Genomic DNA, 18,433 nt, shown 5'->3' on the forward strand with positions numbered 1-18,433 from the left:
CATCCCTGGCGTCTACTGTCTACCCCGATACGCTCATGGCAGCCTGCGGGTGGCTAAGGCATCATGGAGGATGCTGTCGACGACCAATAAAAGAGGTGCAATGGTGGCGAGGCTGGACGCGAAGGAGATAAGCGGCGTGGTTCTGGCGGGAGGCCAGGGGCGACGCATGGGGGGAGTCGACAAGGGGCTGGTGCCGTTCGACGGCAAGCCGCTGGCGGCGCACGCCGTTGCCTGTCTGAAGCCCCATGTGGCTAGCGTGATGATCAATGCCAATCGCCATCTGGACGAGTACGCGGCTCTCGCCGATCGAGTGGTCGAGGATCACCAGGCGGGCTACCACGGACCCTTGATGGGCATCTACAGTGGTCTGGTCGCGTCCTCTACGCCCTGGGTGGTGGTGGTGCCCTGTGACAGCCCGGCGCTGCCCGCCGATCTGGTGCCCCGGCTGGTGGCTGGCTGGCGCGATGGGCTGGATATTGTCGTCGCCCATGACGGCGAGCGGCTGCACCCCGTGGTGGCGTTGCTGTCCCGTCACCTGCATGAGGATCTCGCGGCGGTACTGGAGCAGGGCGAACGCAAGATCGACCGCTGGTACGATCGCCACCGCTGGGATCGGGTCGACGTCAGCGACTGCGCTGCCGCCTTCGCCAATCTCAACACCGAAGAGGAAAGACGACGGCTGGAGGCGTGTCGCCAGGAGCGTGACTCATGACGCAGGCGCTGAGCTTGCGCCCCGATCAGCCGCTGTTGGGCATCGCCGCCTGGAGCGGGACCGGCAAGACCACCCTGCTCGAACGTCTGGTACCGATGTTGAAGGGTGCCGGGCTCAAGGTGGCGGTGATCAAGCACGCCCACCACCGCTTCGAGGTAGACCAGCCTGGCAAGGACAGTCATCGCCTGCGTATGGCGGGGGCCGAACCTATCCTGATCGCCTCCCGCGCCCGGCTGGCATTGATGATGGAGACGCCGGGGGGCGAAGAGGCCGATCTGGCAACCCTGCTGGCCATGGTCGCGCCGCTGGAACCGCAACTGGTGCTGGTCGAGGGCTTCAAGGACTGGCCTTTGCCCAAGCTGGAGCTCCATCGGCCGGCGCTGGAAAAGCCGCTGATGGTGGAAGACGATCCATGGATTCAGGCCGTCGCCAGTGACGCGCCCCTGGCGACAAGGGGCGATGTGCTCGATCTCAATGATCATGACGCCATCGCCGCCTGGGTCCAGGCCTGGGTGAGGCGTTGGCCCGAGTGGATTGTCGCGCACCAGGGAGGAGAACCGTCATGACAACGCTCTCCTGTTTCGATCTTGGTGAGCGCATGCTCGGCGTCGTGGAGGCGCGCGATGCCCTGTTGACGCTGGTAGCTGGTCGCCTGGCGGCGGAAAAGGTGCCCCTGGCCAGGGCCCACGGCCGAGTGCTGGCCGAGGCGGTAGAAGCGCCTTTCGATGTGCCCGGGCATACCAACTCCGCGATGGATGGGGTGGCGCTCAACTGGTCGACCGAGGACCCCGGCGAGGTCTTTCTCCAGGTGGGAGAAGCCCTGGCGGGGCAGCCTTTTCAGGGTCGCCTGGGCGAAGGTGAGTGTATTGCCATCACCACGGGGGCGCCCTTGCCGCCAGGGGCCGACACCGTGGTCATGCTCGAACAGCTCGAGCGAGATGGCGATCGTGTGAGGGTGACACGCGCCGACCGCGTCAAGCAGGGGCAGAATGTGCGCCAGGCGGGCGAGGATCTGCGTGCCGGCCAGGTGGCCATTGCAGCAGGCAGGCGCCTCGAAGCCGCCGCGCTTGGCCTGTTGGCGTCTCTCGGGCAGGCCGAGGTCCGGGTGCGGCGACGTCCTCGGGTAGCCGTGTTCTCCACCGGCGATGAGGTCACGGCACCCGGTGAGGCACGCGCCCAGGCGGCGATCTATGATGCCAACCGCTATTCTCTGATGGGGTTGTTGCAGGAGCACGGCGCCGAGGTAATCGATCTCGGCATCGTCGCCGATGACACCGACGCCCTGGTCGAACAGCTCGCTGACGCCGCCCGGACCGCGGATCTGGTGGTCTCCAGTGGCGGAGTGTCGGTGGGACAGGCCGACCACACCCGGGAAGCGGTGGAGCGTCTTGGCAGGTTGACCCTGTGGCGGATCGCCATGCGGCCAGGCCGGCCCATGGCATGTGGGGTGATTGGCCCCGACGAGACACCCTTGCTGGGACTGCCGGGTAACCCGGTGGCCTGCATGGTGACCTGTCTGGTGTTTGTGGTGCCGATGCTCGCGGCTCTGGAAGGGCGCTCACCCACTCAGCCACGCTGGAAGGCCGTGGCCGGTAGCGCCTTTCGCAGCAGGGTCGGACGTACGGACTACAGTCGCGGTGTCTTTCACTGTGATGCGGACGGGAACTTGCGGGTGGTCAATACAGGCAATCAGGGTTCCGGTATTCTGTCGTCCATGGTCTCGGCCAATTGCCTGGTCGAGATTCCCGAGGATACGGACTCGGCGTCCATCGATGATATCGTGATGGTACTCCCTCTCTTTCGATTTTCCTGAGGCTTGAACATGACGCTTTCCCATCTCAACGCACGCGGCGAAGCCAACATGGTCGATGTCGGCGACAAGGCAGCGACCCGACGGGAGGCGACGGCGACCGGAAGCATCTCCATGGCGCCGGAGACTCTGGCGCTGTTGAGCGATGGCAAGTTGCCCAAGGGCGACGTGCTGGCGACCGCCAGGATTGCCGGTATTCAGGCCGCGAAACGCACCCACGAGCTGATCCCGCTTTGCCACCAGCTGGCGTTGTCCAAGGTCAGCGTCGACTTCGAGATCGACGCCGAATCCAGCTGTGTCAGGGTGTCCGCCACCTGCCGTCTGACCGGACGGACCGGGGTCGAGATGGAAGCCCTGACGGCCGTATCGGTGGCCTGTCTCACCCTTTACGACATGTGCAAGGCGGTGGACAAGGAGATGGAGATCGGCGAAATCCACGTGGATGCCAAGCAGGGCGGCAAGTCCGGTGACTATCTGCGTCGGAACGCGACCGCTGCGACGGCAACGCCGATCGTGACCAGCCCCGAGAACAGCCCGGCGTTGACCCTGGGGCTTGCGTCCGCCGCGGAGCAGTGTGTCAGGGTGAAGTGCCTGGCTGAACTGCGCGAAAGGCTTGGCGTCGGTGAAGCATCGGTGCCACTGGACAGGTTGCCCAGTGCCGATGTTGCCGGTCTCAAGCAGGCACTGAAGACCCTGGATGATCGCTTCAAGGGGCTGGATGAAGGGCGTGTGCTGTGCGCCGTCAATCAGGTGATGGCGAGTGACGGTACCCGTCTGACCTGTGAGGACGAGGTGGCCTTCTTCCCGCCGGTGACAGGAGGCTGATCGATGATACGCGTGCAGCATGAGACCTTCGATGCAGGTCATGAACAGCGCCGGATGCTCGAACATCGCACCGACATCGGAGCGGTGGTCAGCTTCACTGGACTGGTCAGGGACTTCAATGAACGCCCGGACGTCACGGCGCTGACGCTTGAGCATTATCCCGGCATGACCGAAGCGTCGCTGGCCGAGATCGAGGCTGAGGCGCGACAGCGCTGGCCGCTCGATGAGGTAACCCTGATCCACCGGATCGGTCGTCTGGAGCCCGGTGATCCCATCGTACTGGTGGTGGTGGCCAGCGCCCATCGGCGTGCCGCCTTCGAAGCCTGCGAATTCTTGATGGACCATCTGAAGACCCGGGCGCCATTCTGGAAGAAGGAGCACACCGAAAGCGGCGATTACTGGGTATCTGAACGTCGTCAGGATCATGATGACGCCAAGCGTTGGGAGGTCGCTTCGCAATGACACAACAGTTGATCGATAGTTTCGGTCGCCGGGTGACCTACGTCCGATTGTCTGTCACCGACCGCTGCGACTTTCGCTGCGTCTACTGCATGAGCGAGGAGATGACCTTCCTGCCACGTGCCCAGGTGCTGACGCTGGAGGAAATCGCTCAGGTGGCGCAAGCCTTCACCGAGCTCGGCGTGGAAAAGATTCGTTTGACCGGGGGGGAGCCGCTGGTCCGTCGCAATATCGAGCAACTGGTGTCCAGTATAGGGGCATTGCCGGGGCTTCGGGACTTTGCCATGACCACCAACGGGGCGGGCCTGAGGCGGCATGCCGAGGCGCTGCGCCAGGGCGGCATGAAGCGTCTCAACATCAGCCTGGATTCGCTGGATCCCGAGCGCTTTCGACGCCTGACGCGTACCGGTGACCTCGACAAGGTGCTGGACGGCATCAGCGCCGCTCGGCAGGCCGGCTTTGAGCGGATCAAGCTCAATGCGGTGGTGCTCAAGGGGCGCAACGAAGACGAGGTGCTGGATCTTGTCGAGTTCTCCAGGGCAGAGGGGCTGGATATCAGCTTTATCGAGGAGATGCCGCTGGGCGATGTGTCCGACCATTCCCGTGCCGAGACCTATTGTTCAAGTGACGAGGTGCGCGAAAGGATCGAGCAGCGCTACCCCCTGATGGCCACGACGGAAGCCACCGCAGGGCCTTCTCGCTACTACCGTATGGAGGATAGCGAGACGCGGGTCGGATTCATCTCGCCCCATAGCCATAACTTCTGTTCTTCCTGCAATCGTGTTCGGGTCACGGTGGAAGGGCGTCTGCTGCTGTGCCTTGGCAACGAGCATTCGGTGGATCTCAGGGCGGTATTGAGGCGCTACCCCGGTGACATGGAGAAGCTCAAGGCCGCCATCGTGGAGGCGATGCCGCTAAAGCCTGAGCGGCACCATTTCACCACCGATGGGGATGTTCAGGTGGTTCGCTTCATGAACATGACCGGTGGCTGACAGCGCTTTCGCCAAGTGACCGTTTGTTTCCTTACCTGCGCGGGCGCCTTGGGCGCCCGCTCTTTGTATCCTGGCCGCTGTCTTTTTTCCTCGAGGTGTCAGCGTTTCAACCAATATTGACCGGTCAAGGGGTGACTGGGCTCGTCCAATGAGCTCGCTGTTGACGTATAAAGACCGCCAATATTTCGGTAATTGACAAGGAAAAATCTCCAGCATTTCTTGCCAAGAGTGGCCGGTTGCATATACTTTTCTTCAAGTGAATTGCGGCGTGCGCCGCTTGGTGTCAAAGCTATGGAGTGAGCTATGTCCAGCGAATCATTGGAACGCATTGCGAGAAACAAGAACGTGGCACGGGCAGCGGCTCGTCAACTGAGCATGGAACAGCTGCAAAAACTGGCGGAAGTGGTCGAGGAGGTCATCGATCAGAAGCGCGACGAGGAGCGCCAGCGCCAGGAAGAAGAGATGCAGAAGGCCCAGAAGCTGGCGGAGATCCGTGAGCAGATCACCGAAGCCGGCCTGTCGCTGGATGATCTCGTATCGGAGCAGCCCAAGCGCAAGCGTGGACGTCCGCCCAAGAACGCCAAGTGATTCTGCTGGCGCAGGTGTGGTCACGCGAGTTCGGTTGACCTGACCTTGCACGGACGTGTCGCGTCGCCAGTGCAGCTTGGCCGCTGTGTCACCAAGGCGCGTGCATGACGCAAAGCGCGTGAATGGTGATGGCACGGCCACAAGTACGGCGAACGTCGAGCCGCGACCGGCCCTGGAAACGTCCAGGGCCGGTTGTTTTGTTTATAGGGGGGAGGCTCAGACGTCGCCGGCGATGCCTTCGATATCGCTCGCCATCAACTGGAGTTCGACCTGTGGCAGACGCTGCAAGTGTTCGCCCAGCCAGGCCTGAATACGAGGGTAGAGGCCACGACGGAGCGCCGACAGGGTATCGACGGCCAGGTCGTCGAGTTGTTCGTCGAGCCAGTCGATGAAATTGTCCTCGTCCAGGGGGCTGGTCTGGCTTGAGTCGATCATCAGCCGGCCAATTCTGGCCCAGCCGGTGTCGGTCGCTACCAGGCTGATGGCGAGGAAGAGTACGCCGTGGCGATTGCGCGCATGTGCCGGAGATTGACGCCGGTCGATGCCCCCGCGCTCGATGATGCACTGAGACAGAGGGAAGCTTTCCTCGCGGGTCAGGCCGCCCTGGTCGAAGCGGATCAGATCGCCGTTGCGAGGTGCCAGCGGAGCCTCGATGCCCAGGCGACAGGCCAGTTCCTGATGAGCTGACTGATGGTTTTCCTCGCCATGGACCGGCAGCAGTCTGGTCGGCTGGAGCCAGCGATAGAAGCGTTCCAGTTCCTGCTGTGCGGGGTGCCCGGAGGCATGCAGTTCGGGGTGGCTGGCATCATCGATGATGGTGACCTGAAAGCGCGCCAGGCCGCGCTTGAGCCGCTCGATAAGGTGCTCGTTGCCGGGAATGGCCTTGGCCGAGAAGATGACGGTGTCGCCAGTGGTCAGCTCGAAGTGAGGATGCCTTCCCTGGGCAAGGCGCGACAGCGCGGCGCGGGGTTCGCCCTGGCTCCCCGTGGCAATGACCAGCACTTCCTCGGGTGGTAGATAGCCCAGGTCGCTGACGGGCACCAGCGCAGGAAAGTCGTCGAGATAGCCCAGTTGCCTGGCATGGCCCACCATGCGCTCCATGGAGCGCCCGAGCAGGCTGACCCGGCGTCCGCAACGAGCAGCGGCGCGGCCGATGGCCAGGACCCGTGCCAGATTGCTGGCGAAGCAGGAAACGACAACGCGGCCCTGGCAGCGGGAGATGGTAGACACCATGGCCCTTGCGACCTCGCCTTCACTTCGTGAATGGCCGGCCACGTTGGCATTGGTGGAATCACCCACCACCAGATCGACCGGCGCGAGGGCGCGAAACAGATCTTCGTTCACCGGTTGGCCGATCAGCGGCTCTGGGTCCAGTTTCCAGTCGCCGGTATGCAGGATGCGCGAGTTGCCTGCCTGAATGAGCAGGGCGCAGCTTTCCGGGATGGAATGGGTCAGCGGCAGGAAACGAAGGGAAAACCCTGCGATGTCCCTGGCGTCCCCGGGTTCGATGACGTCTATCGCGTCGGTGGGAAGTCCCCGTTCGCTGAACTTGACGCGCAACATGGCGGCGACCAGAGGGGTCGCCAGAATAGGGCAGGCCCAGCGTGGCCATAGCCAGGCGGCGGCACCGATATGATCTTCGTGGCCATGGGTAATGAGCAGCGCCTGCGGACGGATGCCGCGGGTATCCAGTATCGAGGTGTCTGGCACCTGGAGCGGCTCACCTGGAAGGTCCTGGCGAATAAGCATGCCACAGTCGACGGCAATCCAGGCGTCCTGATAGCCGTACAGGCTTAGATTCATGCCGATCTCGCCACAGCCTCCCAGGGGCAGAAAATGCACCGGTGGGCGGCGTCGTGGTCGAATCTGGGCTCGCGGAATCGGCATCATGCTCGGCATCGTGGACGGTGTTCATTTCACTATACGGGATCGACCGCGCACGACTCAACGCGAGAGGTCAAAGGACCCGTGCAGCGGTCGTTCGCCATCTCACTTTTCGCTACAATGCATGCCCCTAGCGGGCGTGCTCATCGCCCCTCCCCATGGTGGTGCAAGGTTGGTCACCGAGAGTTGGTCCAAGGATACAGGTGTTATGTCCCATTTCTATCGTCTGGTCGTGTCGTGTCCCGATCGACTGGGTATTGTCGCCAGGGTGTCGAACTTCATTGCTGGCCACGGTGGTTCCATCACCGAGGCCAATCAGCACTCGGACCTGGCCTCTGGTCGCTTCTTCATGCGCTACGAAATCCTGGCCGACTCCATCGGCATGTCGAAGGAAACCCTGTGCGAGGCCTTTGCGCCGGTAGCGCGTGAATTCGAGATGGACTGGGCGCTGCGCGACACTCGTCAGAAGCGGCGCGTCGTGCTGATGGTTTCCAGGGAATCTCATTGCCTGGTGGATCTGTTGTATCGATGGACCGCTGGAGAGCTCGATTGCGAGATCGCGGCGGTGATTTCGAACCATGACGACATGCGCAAGATGGTCGAGTGGCACGGTATTCCCTACCATCATGTGCCGGTTTCGGCAGACGACAAGAGTGCCGCCTTCGCCGAGGTCGAGCGTCTGGTCGAGGCGTCCGAGGCCGACAGTATCGTGCTGGCGCGCTATATGCAGATTCTTCCGCCTGATCTGTGCGAGCGCTACAGTGGGCGAGTCATCAACATTCACCATAGCTTCCTGCCATCCTTTGCCGGGGCCAAGCCCTATCACCAGGCTTACCAGCGCGGCGTCAAGCTGATTGGTGCGACCTGCCACTACGTCACCGAGGAACTCGACGCCGGGCCGATCATCGAGCAGGATATTCACAGGGTCAGTCACTGTCATACGCCGGATGACCTGGTGCGTTTCGGGCGCGATGTAGAAAAGACCGTGCTGGCACGGGGGCTGCGTTGGCACCTCGAGGATCGGGTGCTGATCCACGACAACAAGACCGTCGTCTTTGCCTGAGCCGGCATCAAGGGCGCCGGCCGTTCTTTCGACGCCCGGCGCCTGGGCGGGAGTGGGTGATCGAGGGAGTGTCGAAAGCCTGGTCCGGTCACTCACCCAGGCATGCCAACCGAGCCGGAATCGCCCGCACAGGTAGGCAGCAGGAAGAGGAGGGGCCATGTCCTTTGCTCAGGTGATCCTTGCCCCCTGGCTGATCTGGGTTTGCGCGGGGGTGGCGTTGTCTGCCCTGGTGCTTGCCCTTTTCCAGCGTCCCTGGCGCGCCCTCTTTCAAGATACTGGCCTGCAGCATCGCTGGCTGGCGGCAACGCTGATGGTGGCGATGCTGTGGCAACTAAGGGCCCAGGCGGTCGATTGGCTCAGTCTGCATCTGCTGTTCACCACTCTGATGACGCTGGTCTTTCGAGGCCCCCTGGCGCTCTTGAGCTGTCTGCTGGTCAATCTGTCACTGGTGCTGACCGGGCGCGTCGCCTGGCCACTGCTGGGCGTCAATCTGGTGGTCACCGGCCTGGTACCGATGCTGGTGACGGTGCTGATATGGCGCCTGGTCGATCGACGGCTGCCATCTCATCCCATGGTTTTCCTGTTTATCGGCGGGTTCTGGTGCGCGGCGTTGTCGGCACTGGCTTCGGGGCTCGCGGTGCTGGGGTTGACGCGGCTCGGCGCCAGTGACCCGTCAGCGTTATTCCAGGCCAGCGAGTACGCGCGTTTCCTGCCGCTGCTGATGCCGGCGGAGGCCTTTATCAGCGGCATGCTGCTGAGCATTCTGATGTTCTACCACCCACACTGGGTCGCCACCTTCAACGACAGTCGTTACCTCGACGACGATGGTCGCGGCGGCCGGGGCCCGTGAGCTGAGCAGGGCCGGCGACCTTGCCTCAGGCCGGTTTGATCTGGCGTGACGGTTGCGGTGTCGGGTCCGCGTGGCGGGCGCAGTCCGGATTGTAGTGCAGCCCCCGGGATTCTCGCCTGGTGCAGGCGCTGGCGACCGTCAGACTGGCCAGAGTGAGCGCCTGGCGACAGGCGTGCAGTTCGACACTCGCGGCGCCGCCCCGAGTCAGGTCATGAAACTCCGATTCCAGTTGCTCGAGGGTCGTGCGTGCCTCGGCCAGCCCTTCGTCCTGGCGCACGATGGCGACCCTCGCGCTCATGATCTGGCGGACGCGCTGGCGCAACGAGGCGAGCCTCTCGCTGGAAACCTGTCGATCTCCGGTTGTTGCGCTCGGCCGTGGTGTCAAGGTGCGTCCCGGCGCCGGCTCACTCAGGTGGCGAGCGGCGGATCTGGCGTAGACCAGGCACTCGAGCAAGGAGTTGCTGGCCATGCGATTGGCGCCGTGCAGTCCGGTACAGGCGACTTCGCCGATGGCGTAGAGCCCCGCCACGCGCGTGGCTCCCCGATGGTCGGTGGCGACGCCGCCGCAGCTATAGTGGGCCGCCGGCACCACCGGGATGGCCTGGGTGGTGATATCCAGGCCGCGTGTGAGGCAGTGGGCGTGGATGGTGGGGAAGTGGTGACGTATGGCGGCGTCGCCGAGGTGACGGATGTCCAGCAGCACATGGTCGCTCGAGGTGCGCTGCATCTCGGCGTCGATGGCGCGGGCGACCACGTCTCGCGGGGCCAGTTCGGCGCGCTCATCGATGGCAGGCATGAACCGCTCGCCACGCACGTTCAGCAGCAGGCCGCCTTCGCCTCTTACCGCCTCGCTGACCAGAAAGGGCGGTCCCTGTGGATCGAACAAGCAGGTGGGGTGGAACTGCTGGAATTCCAGGTTCATCAGTTCGGCGCCGATCTCCCAGGCCATGACCATGCCCTCGCCACTGGCCGGGGCGGGGCTGGTGGTATGCAGGTAGAGCCCGCTGGCGCCGCCGGTAGCCAGGACGGTGTCCTGGGCGACAAGGTCGTGAGGACGCTGGTGGGCGTCCAGGCAACGAGCACCGCAGCAGGCACCCAGGTCATCGGTGAGCAGTTCGACCGCGATCAGGTCGTCGCGCAGCGCGATCTGCGGATGGGCGCGCACTCGGGCCAGCAGGGTGTCGGTCACGGCCCGGCCGGTGGCGTCGTCGGCGTGGATGATTCGGCGAGCGTTGTGGCCGCCTTCCCGCGTGAGGTGGTAGGGGTAGCCACTGGCCGCCTCGGGATCCGGCGTGAAGGGCACGCCAAGGCTCAACAGCCAGGCGATGGCGTCGGGGCCGTTTTCCACGGTGAAGCGCACCGCCGCTTCATCGCACAGCCCGTCCCCGGCAATCAGGGTATCCTGGATGTGGGCCTCGATGTCGTCCTGAGGCGACAGCACCGCGGCAATACCACCCTGGGCCCAGCGACTGGCACCTTGCGCCTCGACACCGGGGCGCAGCAGGGTGACCGGCCGGCGATCGGCGATCTCCAGGGCCATCGCCAGACCGGCGACGCCGCCACCGATGATGAGGACGTCAAGAGGGGCGTTTGCCATGCGTGGTTCCTTCCTTGCGGTCGAAAGAGGGGGCTCGGTGGAGCCCGTGTCGGGGGGCGCGGCGGCGCAGGCGCCTGCTGGGTAGCCGCTCGAGTCCGCCCAGGCGGCGGGCGGTCGCTTCGGTCAGGCGGGCCAGCTCCCGGTTCAGCCAGAGATAGCCGCTGGGGCTGAACAGCATTCTGCCATCCTCGGCGCGTGCCGTGGAGGCGAGGTCGGCGAAATCGTCCAGCGCGAAGGGCGTGACCTCGAGCGTGACCGGGCGTCCGGTGCGCACCTCGAAGGCGAGGGTGCCGAGATCCCGCGCCAGGGCGTGCTGCTGATCGCGCAGTCCTGCCATGGCATCGATCTGTTCGTGACCGGCGCGCGTGGTCCAGTGGGTCTCGAGCAATAGCTCCAGGGTGGACAGCATGCGTCGCTGGTAGGAGATCAGCTCGTCGACCTCGCCGCGGGTCAGGCGTCCTTCGCGGTGGACCGCGTCGGTCAGTCCGCGCTGTTTGACCAGTAATTGGCTGGCGGCCTTGAACAGTGCCTGGGTATCGATGCCCGGTGCCGATGTGGCACTGGTGTGGGTGTGATACAGCCGCGCCATGCGATCCAGACAGTCGGCCAGCAGGAAGCGCAGCATGTCGGTGGCCTTGTGGGGCAGGAAGACCAGGGTGGCGCCGATGCCGACCAGGGTGCCGAGCAGCACGTCGGCGCTTCGCCAGAGTGCCACGCTGAGCTGTTGCGAGCCGTCGCCGATCACCAGCAGCAGGCTGATGGCGAACATCAGTCCGCTGTAGGCCTGGCGACCGCCGAAGACCACCCAGGTGGCGATGGCGATGCCGATCAGTGCGCCGAGTTGTACCCCCCAGCCTGGCAGCGGGAGGATGATCAGCGCCAGGCCGAGGGCTGCGCCGATCAGGGTGCCGGCCAGACGCTGGCGCCCCTTGTCCAGTACGCCCCCGATATGGGGAAGGTTGCCCATCACCATGACCGTGCTCACCAGCGCCCAGCCACTGTGCTGGAAGGGGAACGTCTGGACGATGGCAAAGGTCACGATCAGTGCCAGACTGACCCGGAGTACGTGGAAGAGGCGGCGATGGCGGTGATTGATGAAGGGGTCGCGCAGGCGTCCGAGCAGCATGGTTCAGCCTCTCTGTCGGCCTGGGGCCGGCTCTCGAGCCGGTTGAGGGTGGGCGGTGGGAGGCGCCGTCATACGCTGTCCGAGATCGTCGGGCAGGGGATCTCGGGGTAGAGAAGCATTGTCGCTCAAGATGCTGAAGACCGTGCAGTGCTGATGAAAATGGGGATGAAGTTTACCACGCAGGCTCGCGTGCCGTCCCGAGCCAAATGATGTCTCGAGGGACGGTGTCCAGGTGGCTGACAACGGAAAGGGGCCCCGTCCCTGGGGCCCCTTTCATCATGGTGAGTCATCGTGGTGGGTCATGGTCGCACGTCATGGCCGCACATCATGGCCGCACATCATGACTCGGCAAGACTCAGCGCCAAAGGCTCAGGCGGCAGCGTCCTCTTCCATCATCTTGTGAATGAGCTCCTTGAGGTCCTCGACCTGTTGCTCGAGGGCTTCCACCCGGTCCTCTTCGCTGTTCTGCTGGGCTTTTTCCTCGATTTCCTGCATGTGCTCCTGCAGGGCTTCCGAATCCATGGCGAAGGTGCTGCCCGCCATCACAAATGCGGCGATCATGGTCGATCCGACTAGCGTGCGTTTCATGTGGCATCTCCTGGAAGTCGTCCCTGAACCCTGTGAAGGCCCGCGCTCACTCCATCGAGGCGATATGGCGCTCTGCCGTCCGTGAACTGAACCGGCACAATTCACTATAGGAGGTATTTCTTTATTCGCCATTATTGATATTTCGGCGCAAGCGATGAGCAAGGACATTGGGAACGATGAGAAGGCGATGACAAAGCGACAAGAGGGCGATCAGAGGACGATGAAACACGGGGCGGGGCAGGGAATGCGTCTGGCGTGCAACGCCAACGGCTAGATGGCTAAAGTGGGCTAGGCGACCAGAACACCACCACAAGGCAGGTCATCGAGGGAGTGAGTCACGTAAGACATCGATAGGGTTGGTGCCCGGAGCCGGGCTCGAACCGGCACGGTGTTGCCACCGAGGGATTTTAAGTTCGATCTGATCTAATTGGCGGCCGCGCTTGCAATGCGGTTTTTATGAAAATCAGTCACTTAAAGTTGCGTAATGCTGGACATAGCTGCCTCTCAGGCATTGACTGTGCGACCAAATTGCGACCATATTAAGGTACGGTGAGATTTCTTGGTGACAACGACTTTTACTTAGGAACGGGACAAAGGCGTCTAGCAAAGCATCTGACTGGTATTTTCACAAGCAATGTACTAGAGATCTAGTCATTGCTTAGCTTCTTTTATGAGTTGTCTAGTTGATTTTTATTAATTTTACGGAGTGATTTTCCAGAATTGTGCAGGTGTGAGCAACGTTGTGGTCCTACGAGCTTTGCTATGTCAGCATATACTATATGAATTGCTGAAACAGGAACGCTTTTGTTAGAAGAAACTGATGGTTGCGAGCAAGATGAGCTTAAGGAAAAGTTAGAGCTGCTCAGGGAGATACTGTCTTCTATAGAAATTATATCTAAGTCTACCGATTGGCGAGATGATAGAAACAGGGTGAGAATTGGGCGATTGTCTCATACTGGCATGCTTCTCATCGATGTTATAGAAGACTTCACGTCACAGAGGCGGCGTGATGGTCATCAACAATGATGATGCAGGGAATGGAGATAGTTAAAGATAATGTATTGCCTATTTTTGCGTAGAAATTCCCACTGATTTCATATAAGTCTCAAAGGCAATGCAGGCTGCTTTGCAGCGAGCATCAACCTCACGTTCGAGTGTATCAAGTACATGTCGTTGGGCACCCGGCTTGTACTCCACAATGTCCCACTCGATTTCTGACCCAATCTCGCTGTAATGCGCTTCTACCTTGATGGATGTTGTGACATTCATAGCGTCTCTCCAAGTCTTCTATGTTCCTGAGTGTAACAGTATTTTGAGACATTGGGATGCTCACGCTCGGACCAGCATAGAGAAGTGAAAAAAGATAGTTTTAAGGCCTGGTTGCGGCGCGTTCGAGCACAGGTCAGTGAATTTTGGCTCGCAGGGGCAGGGCTCATGAGAGAAGAAATAATAAGCTTTACAGCTGTAGATGGTGGATGGGAGCTGTTCTGTAGAAACTGTTACACGCTAGAGTTTAACCACTACTCAGATTCTCCGTGGCTCCAATTCGAAATTCAGCCTGAAACAAAAAATGGGGGACGATACACCGTCAGGTGCCGCGTATGCCGCCATGTATCGCGACGAAAATCGCTGCATCCGGATAGTCTTCGACCATCTTAGATTCGGGTTGCGAGCAAGGTAGTGGCGATGGCGGAAAGGTTATAGCAGATCGTAAATTGTGGATCGCACCTCGTACCGCTCTGATCTACGCTGAGCCAAGCACTTTGTTTTCAGGAGACAGGGATGCTCACGCAGATGATCAGTTACCAGGTTGTGGAGAGCGGGCTGGAAATGCGGTGCTTGGTTTGCCAAGCCGTCGAATTTCAGGAGACAGGGCGGCAAGGCTGGAAGCACTTCGAAGTGGTGCCAGACGGCCCTTGGGGCAGATGCTTCATCATTACGTGCAGGGCCTGTGGCCACAAGAACCTGCGCGCCTCTATGCAGCCTGACTGGTATGGCTGAAGTGGGCAGTCAGCTATGACATCATGCTGTGACGCCATCTCAATGAGCCCCGGTGCTCGTGAGCCTGGTGTCTTTGGTAGTCAGCAGGCAGACGGCTGAGCCTGCACAGACTTACTCGGCTAGTACCGCTTCGGCACAGAAGCTGACATTATGTTCTACGCTAAGCACTAGGAGGCTAGACGTAGGATAGTCATGTTGGACATGCCGATGATCAATTTTGCGACCGTGGAAGGCGGCTGGGAAATGTACTGCCTGAAATGCCACTCTGCCGAGTTCAACGTCACGGATCGCTCACCGTGGAGCCAGTTCGAGATCCGGCCGGGTGCCCCGCATGGGAGGTGCTACATCATAAAATGCCGTTCATGTGGCCACGAGGCTATCCGGAACTCACTGCAACCGGATTGAGCGCCACTTTTCGTAGAGCTGACTCGTGCCCGTACTGATTGTCTCGCACGGCCATACCGGCCAGGGGCCAGCAAGACCCAGTGGTGCCAATGAGCGAGTACGAGATCACCCAGTGGCGCAAACGCCTCGAGCGCAAGGGCTGGCTCGGCCTGAGCCGTTCATCGCCGCCGATCAACAGGCTGGTCGAATACCACGTTGTCTGGCAGGGTTGGCTGATCAGCGGGCGCTGTGTGCTTGGTAAGGAGATCAAGGACGACTGGTGGGAACCAGGCACGCCGCAGTACCTGCTTTCCCGCAAGCACGGCATCAGTGATGGCGTGTGGCGGCTGGCGAAGGATCAGCGGGCAGAAGTGGGGCAGTTGAGGAGGAAGTATGAGCCACAGCAATAATCATACAAAACAGTTTGCTTCCATTGGTGACCTGAAGCAATGGCTAGCACACTCGACATCAATAATTGTTCTTAGTGTAGGCGTGCTGGGCTCTTCCATAGAGTTACAATCAAACCTACAATCGCCTTCCAGGCTGGTGACTGCCATACAGTGCTCAGGTGTAGACCATTACCAAGGCGACTGCTTCGTTGAGTATGCCGAAAGCGACGAGGAAGATTTCGACATCAATTACGAGAATTTCGTGTTCGCTCTCTGTATTGAAGTTGTGATGGCATCAAGCAAGAAGCGATATGGTGGAATTAAAAGACTGGCGTTCGCCCTTGAAGATTATTCCTATCTTATGGCTCGAGAGAGCGTTGAGTTTAGCGGTGCCATATATAGAGTCCTGGTTGAGGTTCCGACCGACCCCGATAGCCTGAAAAAACTTGTTGACATAATGAAGAATGAAGGAGCCGTCTTTCTTACAGTGCCAGATGGAAGCGGTGAAATAACGTTAGCGAATTCTTATTTTGGTTCGAAGCCATTTCTTCCAACTTAAATTTCATGTCGCCTTCCTTGGCACCTTACCTCACTCCCAGCCAATAGCCTCAACCGCTTCCACTGTCTCGGCAGCAGCGATCTTTGCTGCCAGCGCCCCCTCTTGTGCAATCAGGTCTCCGCGGCGAGCGGCGATATTGAGAAGCGCCTGGCGGACGTCAGCGACCGGGTGGTCAGCGTGAAAGCCGCTATCGCTATCCTTCCAAGCTGATATGGTCGTCATGCCTGTGGCTTCAGCCAGGTCTATCACCTCAGAAAGCGCTTGCCGGTTGCTCGGATCGCCCGCATAGCGGATGCCGTTCAGGATTACTCCATAGGCCTCGGCGCCTTTGCGGGACTGTTCGATTTCGGTGAGTTTTGCTGCTTTGGAATCAAAGAGCCTCTCAGCCTCGGTCTTGGGCGGAATCCAGTACACGTTACCCATCAGCCGTCTCCTTCTTGCGAACCGTCCAGCCAGTGTTGCCAGCGACATCCACGCCTTGGGCGATCTCGTAATCGTCTACGCCTGCCATTCCGGTGGGGACGACGTAGCAGGTGTTGGGGTCGTAGTCAGCGGCGTCTATGATGGGCGACTCTCGCCAGTGGGCTTTGCGGCCAGGGTACTGGCCCGCTATGACCTTCTGTACAAGGATTATGTGAAGCTCACCACCAATGCGGCCTATCCCCCTTATCGCTCGCGCTCCCGAGGGGGAATTTTCGGCTCCCGTGAATACTCCATTTTCCGGGAAGTGTGATATATCGTATTCAACGAAACTCCCCTCATCATAGGCTTGAACTATCTCTCCACTGAAGCTATATCGAGCGGGGGCCTTGGCTACTGCGAGAAACTTTATCTTCATCTCTTCCTCGTTATTTCCAGGGGCCGTGGGCGACTAGATTTACTAGATCAACCGTTGATGGTGATCCCGTTGCATTCCAGCGAGTGCCGTCTAGCTTCATGACATAAAAATCAAGAGTGTCGGTTTGCGGGAAGCTGTATTGGGTTTGTTCCCATACCGATATTCCGAAATTATCCGAGGCCGAGGCACTTCGACTCCCGAACCCTATGGCGTGGCCTGAGAATGCAGCGGGGACGTCCCAAAGAACGCCTGAGACACTGTTTATGGACAGCGTCCCTCTAGAGAGGCGGCTTATTTGAGACCCATCCGCGAACCTGGTCCATTCGCCGTCACTATTACTGTCCGATTCAACGATTGGATCGCCATTGACTGTAGGCATCGTGTCGAAATCGTTCGCCCCTGACAGCCGCGCATACCGCGCGTCAGCCTGAGAAGTCTTAGGGACATCATCCGCACCTGTACCCACATTGACTGCAGCCGCCGTCCCGGCATCTGAGATAGTGCTCAGCAGCTGGGTGCCGGTGTGGTTGGAGCGTTGTACGGCGAAGTCCTTGGCGGCTTGCTCGGCACTTGCTGCCGAGCCGGCCGGGTCGGCACCGACCTGCGCGGGAGTATGAGCAGAGCTTTTTTCCTCGTGCGCGGCGACCGCAGATGAAGCTGTTCCAGCGGGGTCTGCGCCAACGTCGCCTGGTACGAGCGTGACGGCGCCAGTTTTGCCGGCAACGCTAGCTACGCTGTCGGTGTTATCGATCTTCGACCAGGTGCCACCACTGCCGCTCTCGTTGGGTGTCCAGAGCAGCATGTCCTTGTTGCGGTACTCGACCCCGCCAATGGTTTCGCCATTCGCCGCGCCAGTGACCAGCCAGTAGCTGGCCCCAGTCGGCTCGGGCGGCAGGGAGCCGGTGCTCGCATCCCAGGCGCCTTGGGCGACCATGGCGTTAACAGCACGCTGTCGGGATACTTCCGCCCAGTGAGCGGCGGAGAACTGCGAGCCGTCACCCTCTGGCACCGGTGTATCGTTCGGGTATTGGGCCCAGTGTTGGGCCTCTAGGGCAGAGTCGTCTGCGGCGCTTTCTGATCCCGCGGCGTTTGATTCGCTGGCTGCAGCGGCGCTCGCAGAGCCCGCTGCGTTCGAGGCAGAGGTGGCCGCACTACCCTCGCTCGCTGCTGCTGCACTGGCTGAACTGGCGGCATTCGCCTCGCTGGTCGACGCGGCGCCGGCACTGTCGGAGGCGCTGGATGCCGATGCGCTGGCAGCGCTGGCTGAGCTGGCGGCATTCTGCTCACTCGTGGCCGCGTTTGAGGCTGATTCGCTGGCCGCCGTAGCACTGTCGGCAGCGTTGGATTCGCTTGCGGCCGCCTCGCCGGCAGAGGCCCCCGCCTCATCCCGGTACCCGCGGGCTTCGTCCACCAATGCCCGGAACTCGATCACGATGCCAGGCGTCAGGTCCTGTTCGCCTTGCCACTCGACCACCAGCTCGTTGAGGTCGGTGGCGGTGGAGTCAGCACGCACCTCAAGATTCTTGGCGAGCTCGAGGAATGACCGGCCCTGCATCACACGCACGTCGTAGCGACCCACCTCGACGGAGATGGAGTAGTCGCCCTGGGCGTCGGTGATCGCCTCGGCACGAATGTGGTTCAGGACGGTGGCGGATGTCCTGACGGCGTCAAAGCGGATGGTCGCCCCGGGCAGCGGCTGGCCATAGGGGTCTTTCAGTACGCCGGTAAGCGTCACTGCCATGGTGTGTCTCCCACAAAAAAGCCCGCG

Annotated in this window: 19 protein-coding genes; 11 read left to right on the top strand and 8 right to left on the bottom strand. The window is 61.1% G+C overall.

Annotated features, from left to right (window positions below):
- The first annotated feature begins 100 nt into the window (after positions 1–100).
- From mobA to C6W88_RS15490, 7 genes are all read left to right on the top strand, one after another.
- The gene (gene mobA, locus C6W88_RS15460; RefSeq protein ID WP_045994202.1) at positions 101–712 is read left to right on the top strand and encodes a molybdenum cofactor guanylyltransferase MobA; all 612 of its coding nucleotides are present in this window, start codon (positions 101–103) and stop codon (positions 710–712) included.
- Positions 709–1,278 carry a molybdopterin-guanine dinucleotide biosynthesis protein B gene (gene mobB / locus C6W88_RS15465; RefSeq protein ID WP_108133104.1) on the top strand — a complete coding sequence of 190 codons (570 nt, stop codon included), beginning with the start codon at positions 709–711 and terminating at the stop codon, positions 1,276–1,278. The genes mobA and mobB overlap by 4 nt, the downstream gene beginning before the upstream one ends.
- Entirely contained in the window at positions 1,275–2,525 is a 1,251-nt protein-coding gene (moeA, locus tag C6W88_RS15470; protein WP_108133105.1) for a molybdopterin molybdotransferase MoeA, read from the top strand. Before mobB ends, moeA begins: the two co-directional genes overlap by 4 nt.
- A 9-nt stretch (positions 2,526–2,534) precedes the next feature.
- The gene (gene moaC, locus C6W88_RS15475; protein ID WP_108133106.1) at positions 2,535–3,347 is read left to right on the top strand and encodes a cyclic pyranopterin monophosphate synthase MoaC; all 813 of its coding nucleotides are present in this window, start codon (positions 2,535–2,537) and stop codon (positions 3,345–3,347) included.
- A gap of 3 nt (positions 3,348–3,350) precedes the next feature.
- Positions 3,351–3,809, top strand: coding sequence for a molybdopterin synthase catalytic subunit MoaE (gene moaE / locus C6W88_RS15480; RefSeq protein ID WP_108133107.1), 459 nt, complete (start codon positions 3,351–3,353; stop codon positions 3,807–3,809).
- Positions 3,806–4,798, top strand: coding sequence for a GTP 3',8-cyclase MoaA (moaA, locus tag C6W88_RS15485; protein ID WP_108133108.1), 993 nt, complete (start codon positions 3,806–3,808; stop codon positions 4,796–4,798). Before moaE ends, moaA begins: the two co-directional genes overlap by 4 nt.
- A gap of 303 nt (positions 4,799–5,101) precedes the next feature.
- Entirely contained in the window at positions 5,102–5,386 is a 285-nt protein-coding gene (locus tag C6W88_RS15490; protein ID WP_045994196.1) for an H-NS family histone-like protein, read from the top strand.
- Between the two features lie 216 nt (positions 5,387–5,602).
- On the opposite strand, the gene C6W88_RS15495 is transcribed toward C6W88_RS15490, so the two are convergent.
- Positions 5,603–7,189, bottom strand: a complete 1,587-nt coding sequence (locus C6W88_RS15495; protein WP_045994216.1) for a ribonuclease J — start codon at positions 7,187–7,189, stop codon at positions 5,603–5,605.
- A 289-nt stretch (positions 7,190–7,478) separates the two neighbouring features.
- Here C6W88_RS15495 and purU point away from each other — a divergent pair, with 289 nt between their 5' ends.
- Together purU and C6W88_RS15505 are read left to right on the top strand one after the other, a co-directional pair.
- The gene (gene purU, locus C6W88_RS15500) at positions 7,479–8,333 is read left to right on the top strand and encodes a formyltetrahydrofolate deformylase (protein ID WP_108133109.1); all 855 of its coding nucleotides are present in this window, start codon (positions 7,479–7,481) and stop codon (positions 8,331–8,333) included.
- 157 nt (positions 8,334–8,490) lie between these two features.
- Positions 8,491–9,183 (top strand): energy-coupling factor ABC transporter permease, encoded by a 693-nt coding sequence (locus C6W88_RS15505; protein ID WP_108133110.1) that lies wholly within the window; start codon positions 8,491–8,493, stop codon positions 9,181–9,183.
- A 25-nt stretch (positions 9,184–9,208) separates the two neighbouring features.
- Here C6W88_RS15505 and nadB read toward each other — a convergent pair whose 3' ends face one another.
- The 4 genes from nadB to C6W88_RS21425 all read right to left on the bottom strand — a co-directional run bounded on the left by nadB (position 9,209) and on the right by C6W88_RS21425 (position 13,763).
- Complete coding sequence (gene nadB / locus C6W88_RS15510; protein ID WP_108133111.1) at positions 9,209–10,780, bottom strand: L-aspartate oxidase; 1,572 nt, start codon at positions 10,778–10,780, stop codon at positions 9,209–9,211.
- Positions 10,761–11,906: an FUSC family protein gene (locus C6W88_RS15515; RefSeq protein WP_045994192.1), complete on the bottom strand. Its 1,146-nt coding sequence runs from the start codon at positions 11,904–11,906 to the stop codon at positions 10,761–10,763. The genes nadB and C6W88_RS15515 overlap by 20 nt, the downstream gene beginning before the upstream one ends.
- Before the next feature lie 369 nt (positions 11,907–12,275).
- Positions 12,276–12,494 carry a hypothetical protein gene (locus tag C6W88_RS15520; protein WP_045994191.1) on the bottom strand — a complete coding sequence of 73 codons (219 nt, stop codon included), beginning with the start codon at positions 12,492–12,494 and terminating at the stop codon, positions 12,276–12,278.
- A gap of 1,065 nt (positions 12,495–13,559) precedes the next feature.
- Positions 13,560–13,763 carry a hypothetical protein gene (locus tag C6W88_RS21425; protein WP_146164673.1) on the bottom strand — a complete coding sequence of 68 codons (204 nt, stop codon included), beginning with the start codon at positions 13,761–13,763 and terminating at the stop codon, positions 13,560–13,562.
- Between the two features lie 1,226 nt (positions 13,764–14,989).
- On the opposite strand from C6W88_RS21425, the gene C6W88_RS15530 reads away from it, so the two are divergent.
- Positions 14,990–15,289: a hypothetical protein gene (locus tag C6W88_RS15530; RefSeq protein WP_108133113.1), complete on the top strand. Its 300-nt coding sequence runs from the start codon at positions 14,990–14,992 to the stop codon at positions 15,287–15,289.
- Positions 15,273–15,827: a hypothetical protein gene (locus C6W88_RS21430; protein ID WP_146164674.1), complete on the top strand. Its 555-nt coding sequence runs from the start codon at positions 15,273–15,275 to the stop codon at positions 15,825–15,827. Before C6W88_RS15530 ends, C6W88_RS21430 begins: the two co-directional genes overlap by 17 nt.
- Before the next feature lie 30 nt (positions 15,828–15,857).
- Here C6W88_RS21430 and C6W88_RS15535 read toward each other — a convergent pair whose 3' ends face one another.
- Genes C6W88_RS15535 through C6W88_RS15545 form a run of 3 tightly spaced genes read right to left on the bottom strand, consistent with a single transcriptional unit; the run spans position 15,858 to position 18,406 of the window.
- On the bottom strand, positions 15,858–16,250 hold the full coding sequence (locus C6W88_RS15535) for a DUF4376 domain-containing protein (protein ID WP_108133114.1): 393 nt from the start codon (positions 16,248–16,250) through the stop codon (positions 15,858–15,860).
- The gene (locus C6W88_RS15540; RefSeq protein ID WP_108133115.1) at positions 16,243–16,665 is read right to left on the bottom strand and encodes a hypothetical protein; all 423 of its coding nucleotides are present in this window, start codon (positions 16,663–16,665) and stop codon (positions 16,243–16,245) included. Before C6W88_RS15540 ends, C6W88_RS15535 begins: the two co-directional genes overlap by 8 nt.
- Positions 16,666–16,675: 10 nt before the next feature.
- Positions 16,676–18,406 (bottom strand): prophage tail fiber N-terminal domain-containing protein, encoded by a 1,731-nt coding sequence (locus C6W88_RS15545; protein ID WP_108133116.1) that lies wholly within the window; start codon positions 18,404–18,406, stop codon positions 16,676–16,678.
- Between the last annotated feature and the right edge of the window lie 27 nt (positions 18,407–18,433).

Source organism: Halomonas litopenaei, assembly GCF_003045775.1.
GTDB lineage: Bacteria > Pseudomonadota > Gammaproteobacteria > Pseudomonadales > Halomonadaceae > Halomonas > Halomonas litopenaei.

Bases quoted from the DNA above. Each gene is read 5' to 3' on its own strand.
- mobA (WP_045994202.1), top strand. From the start codon at position 101: ATGGTGGCGAGGCTGGACGCGAAGGAGATAAGCGGCGTGGTTCTGGCG.
- mobB (WP_108133104.1), top strand. From the start codon at position 709: ATGACGCAGGCGCTGAGCTTGCGCCCCGATCAGCCGCTGTTGGGCATC.
- moeA (WP_108133105.1), top strand. From the start codon at position 1,275: ATGACAACGCTCTCCTGTTTCGATCTTGGTGAGCGCATGCTCGGCGTC.
- moaC (WP_108133106.1), top strand. From the start codon at position 2,535: ATGACGCTTTCCCATCTCAACGCACGCGGCGAAGCCAACATGGTCGAT.
- moaE (WP_108133107.1), top strand. From the start codon at position 3,351: ATGATACGCGTGCAGCATGAGACCTTCGATGCAGGTCATGAACAGCGC.
- moaA (WP_108133108.1), top strand. From the start codon at position 3,806: ATGACACAACAGTTGATCGATAGTTTCGGTCGCCGGGTGACCTACGTC.
- C6W88_RS15490 (WP_045994196.1), top strand. From the start codon at position 5,102: ATGTCCAGCGAATCATTGGAACGCATTGCGAGAAACAAGAACGTGGCA.
- C6W88_RS15495 (WP_045994216.1), bottom strand. From the start codon at position 7,189: ATGAATCTAAGCCTGTACGGCTATCAGGACGCCTGGATTGCCGTCGAC.
- purU (WP_108133109.1), top strand. From the start codon at position 7,479: ATGTCCCATTTCTATCGTCTGGTCGTGTCGTGTCCCGATCGACTGGGT.
- C6W88_RS15505 (WP_108133110.1), top strand. From the start codon at position 8,491: ATGTCCTTTGCTCAGGTGATCCTTGCCCCCTGGCTGATCTGGGTTTGC.
- nadB (WP_108133111.1), bottom strand. From the start codon at position 10,780: ATGGCAAACGCCCCTCTTGACGTCCTCATCATCGGTGGCGGCGTCGCC.
- C6W88_RS15515 (WP_045994192.1), bottom strand. From the start codon at position 11,906: ATGCTGCTCGGACGCCTGCGCGACCCCTTCATCAATCACCGCCATCGC.
- C6W88_RS15520 (WP_045994191.1), bottom strand. From the start codon at position 12,494: ATGAAACGCACGCTAGTCGGATCGACCATGATCGCCGCATTTGTGATG.
- C6W88_RS21425 (WP_146164673.1), bottom strand. From the start codon at position 13,763: ATGAATGTCACAACATCCATCAAGGTAGAAGCGCATTACAGCGAGATT.
- C6W88_RS15530 (WP_108133113.1), top strand. From the start codon at position 14,990: ATGAGCGAGTACGAGATCACCCAGTGGCGCAAACGCCTCGAGCGCAAG.
- C6W88_RS21430 (WP_146164674.1), top strand. From the start codon at position 15,273: ATGAGCCACAGCAATAATCATACAAAACAGTTTGCTTCCATTGGTGAC.
- C6W88_RS15535 (WP_108133114.1), bottom strand. From the start codon at position 16,250: ATGGGTAACGTGTACTGGATTCCGCCCAAGACCGAGGCTGAGAGGCTC.
- C6W88_RS15540 (WP_108133115.1), bottom strand. From the start codon at position 16,665: ATGAAGATAAAGTTTCTCGCAGTAGCCAAGGCCCCCGCTCGATATAGC.
- C6W88_RS15545 (WP_108133116.1), bottom strand. From the start codon at position 18,406: ATGGCAGTGACGCTTACCGGCGTACTGAAAGACCCCTATGGCCAGCCG.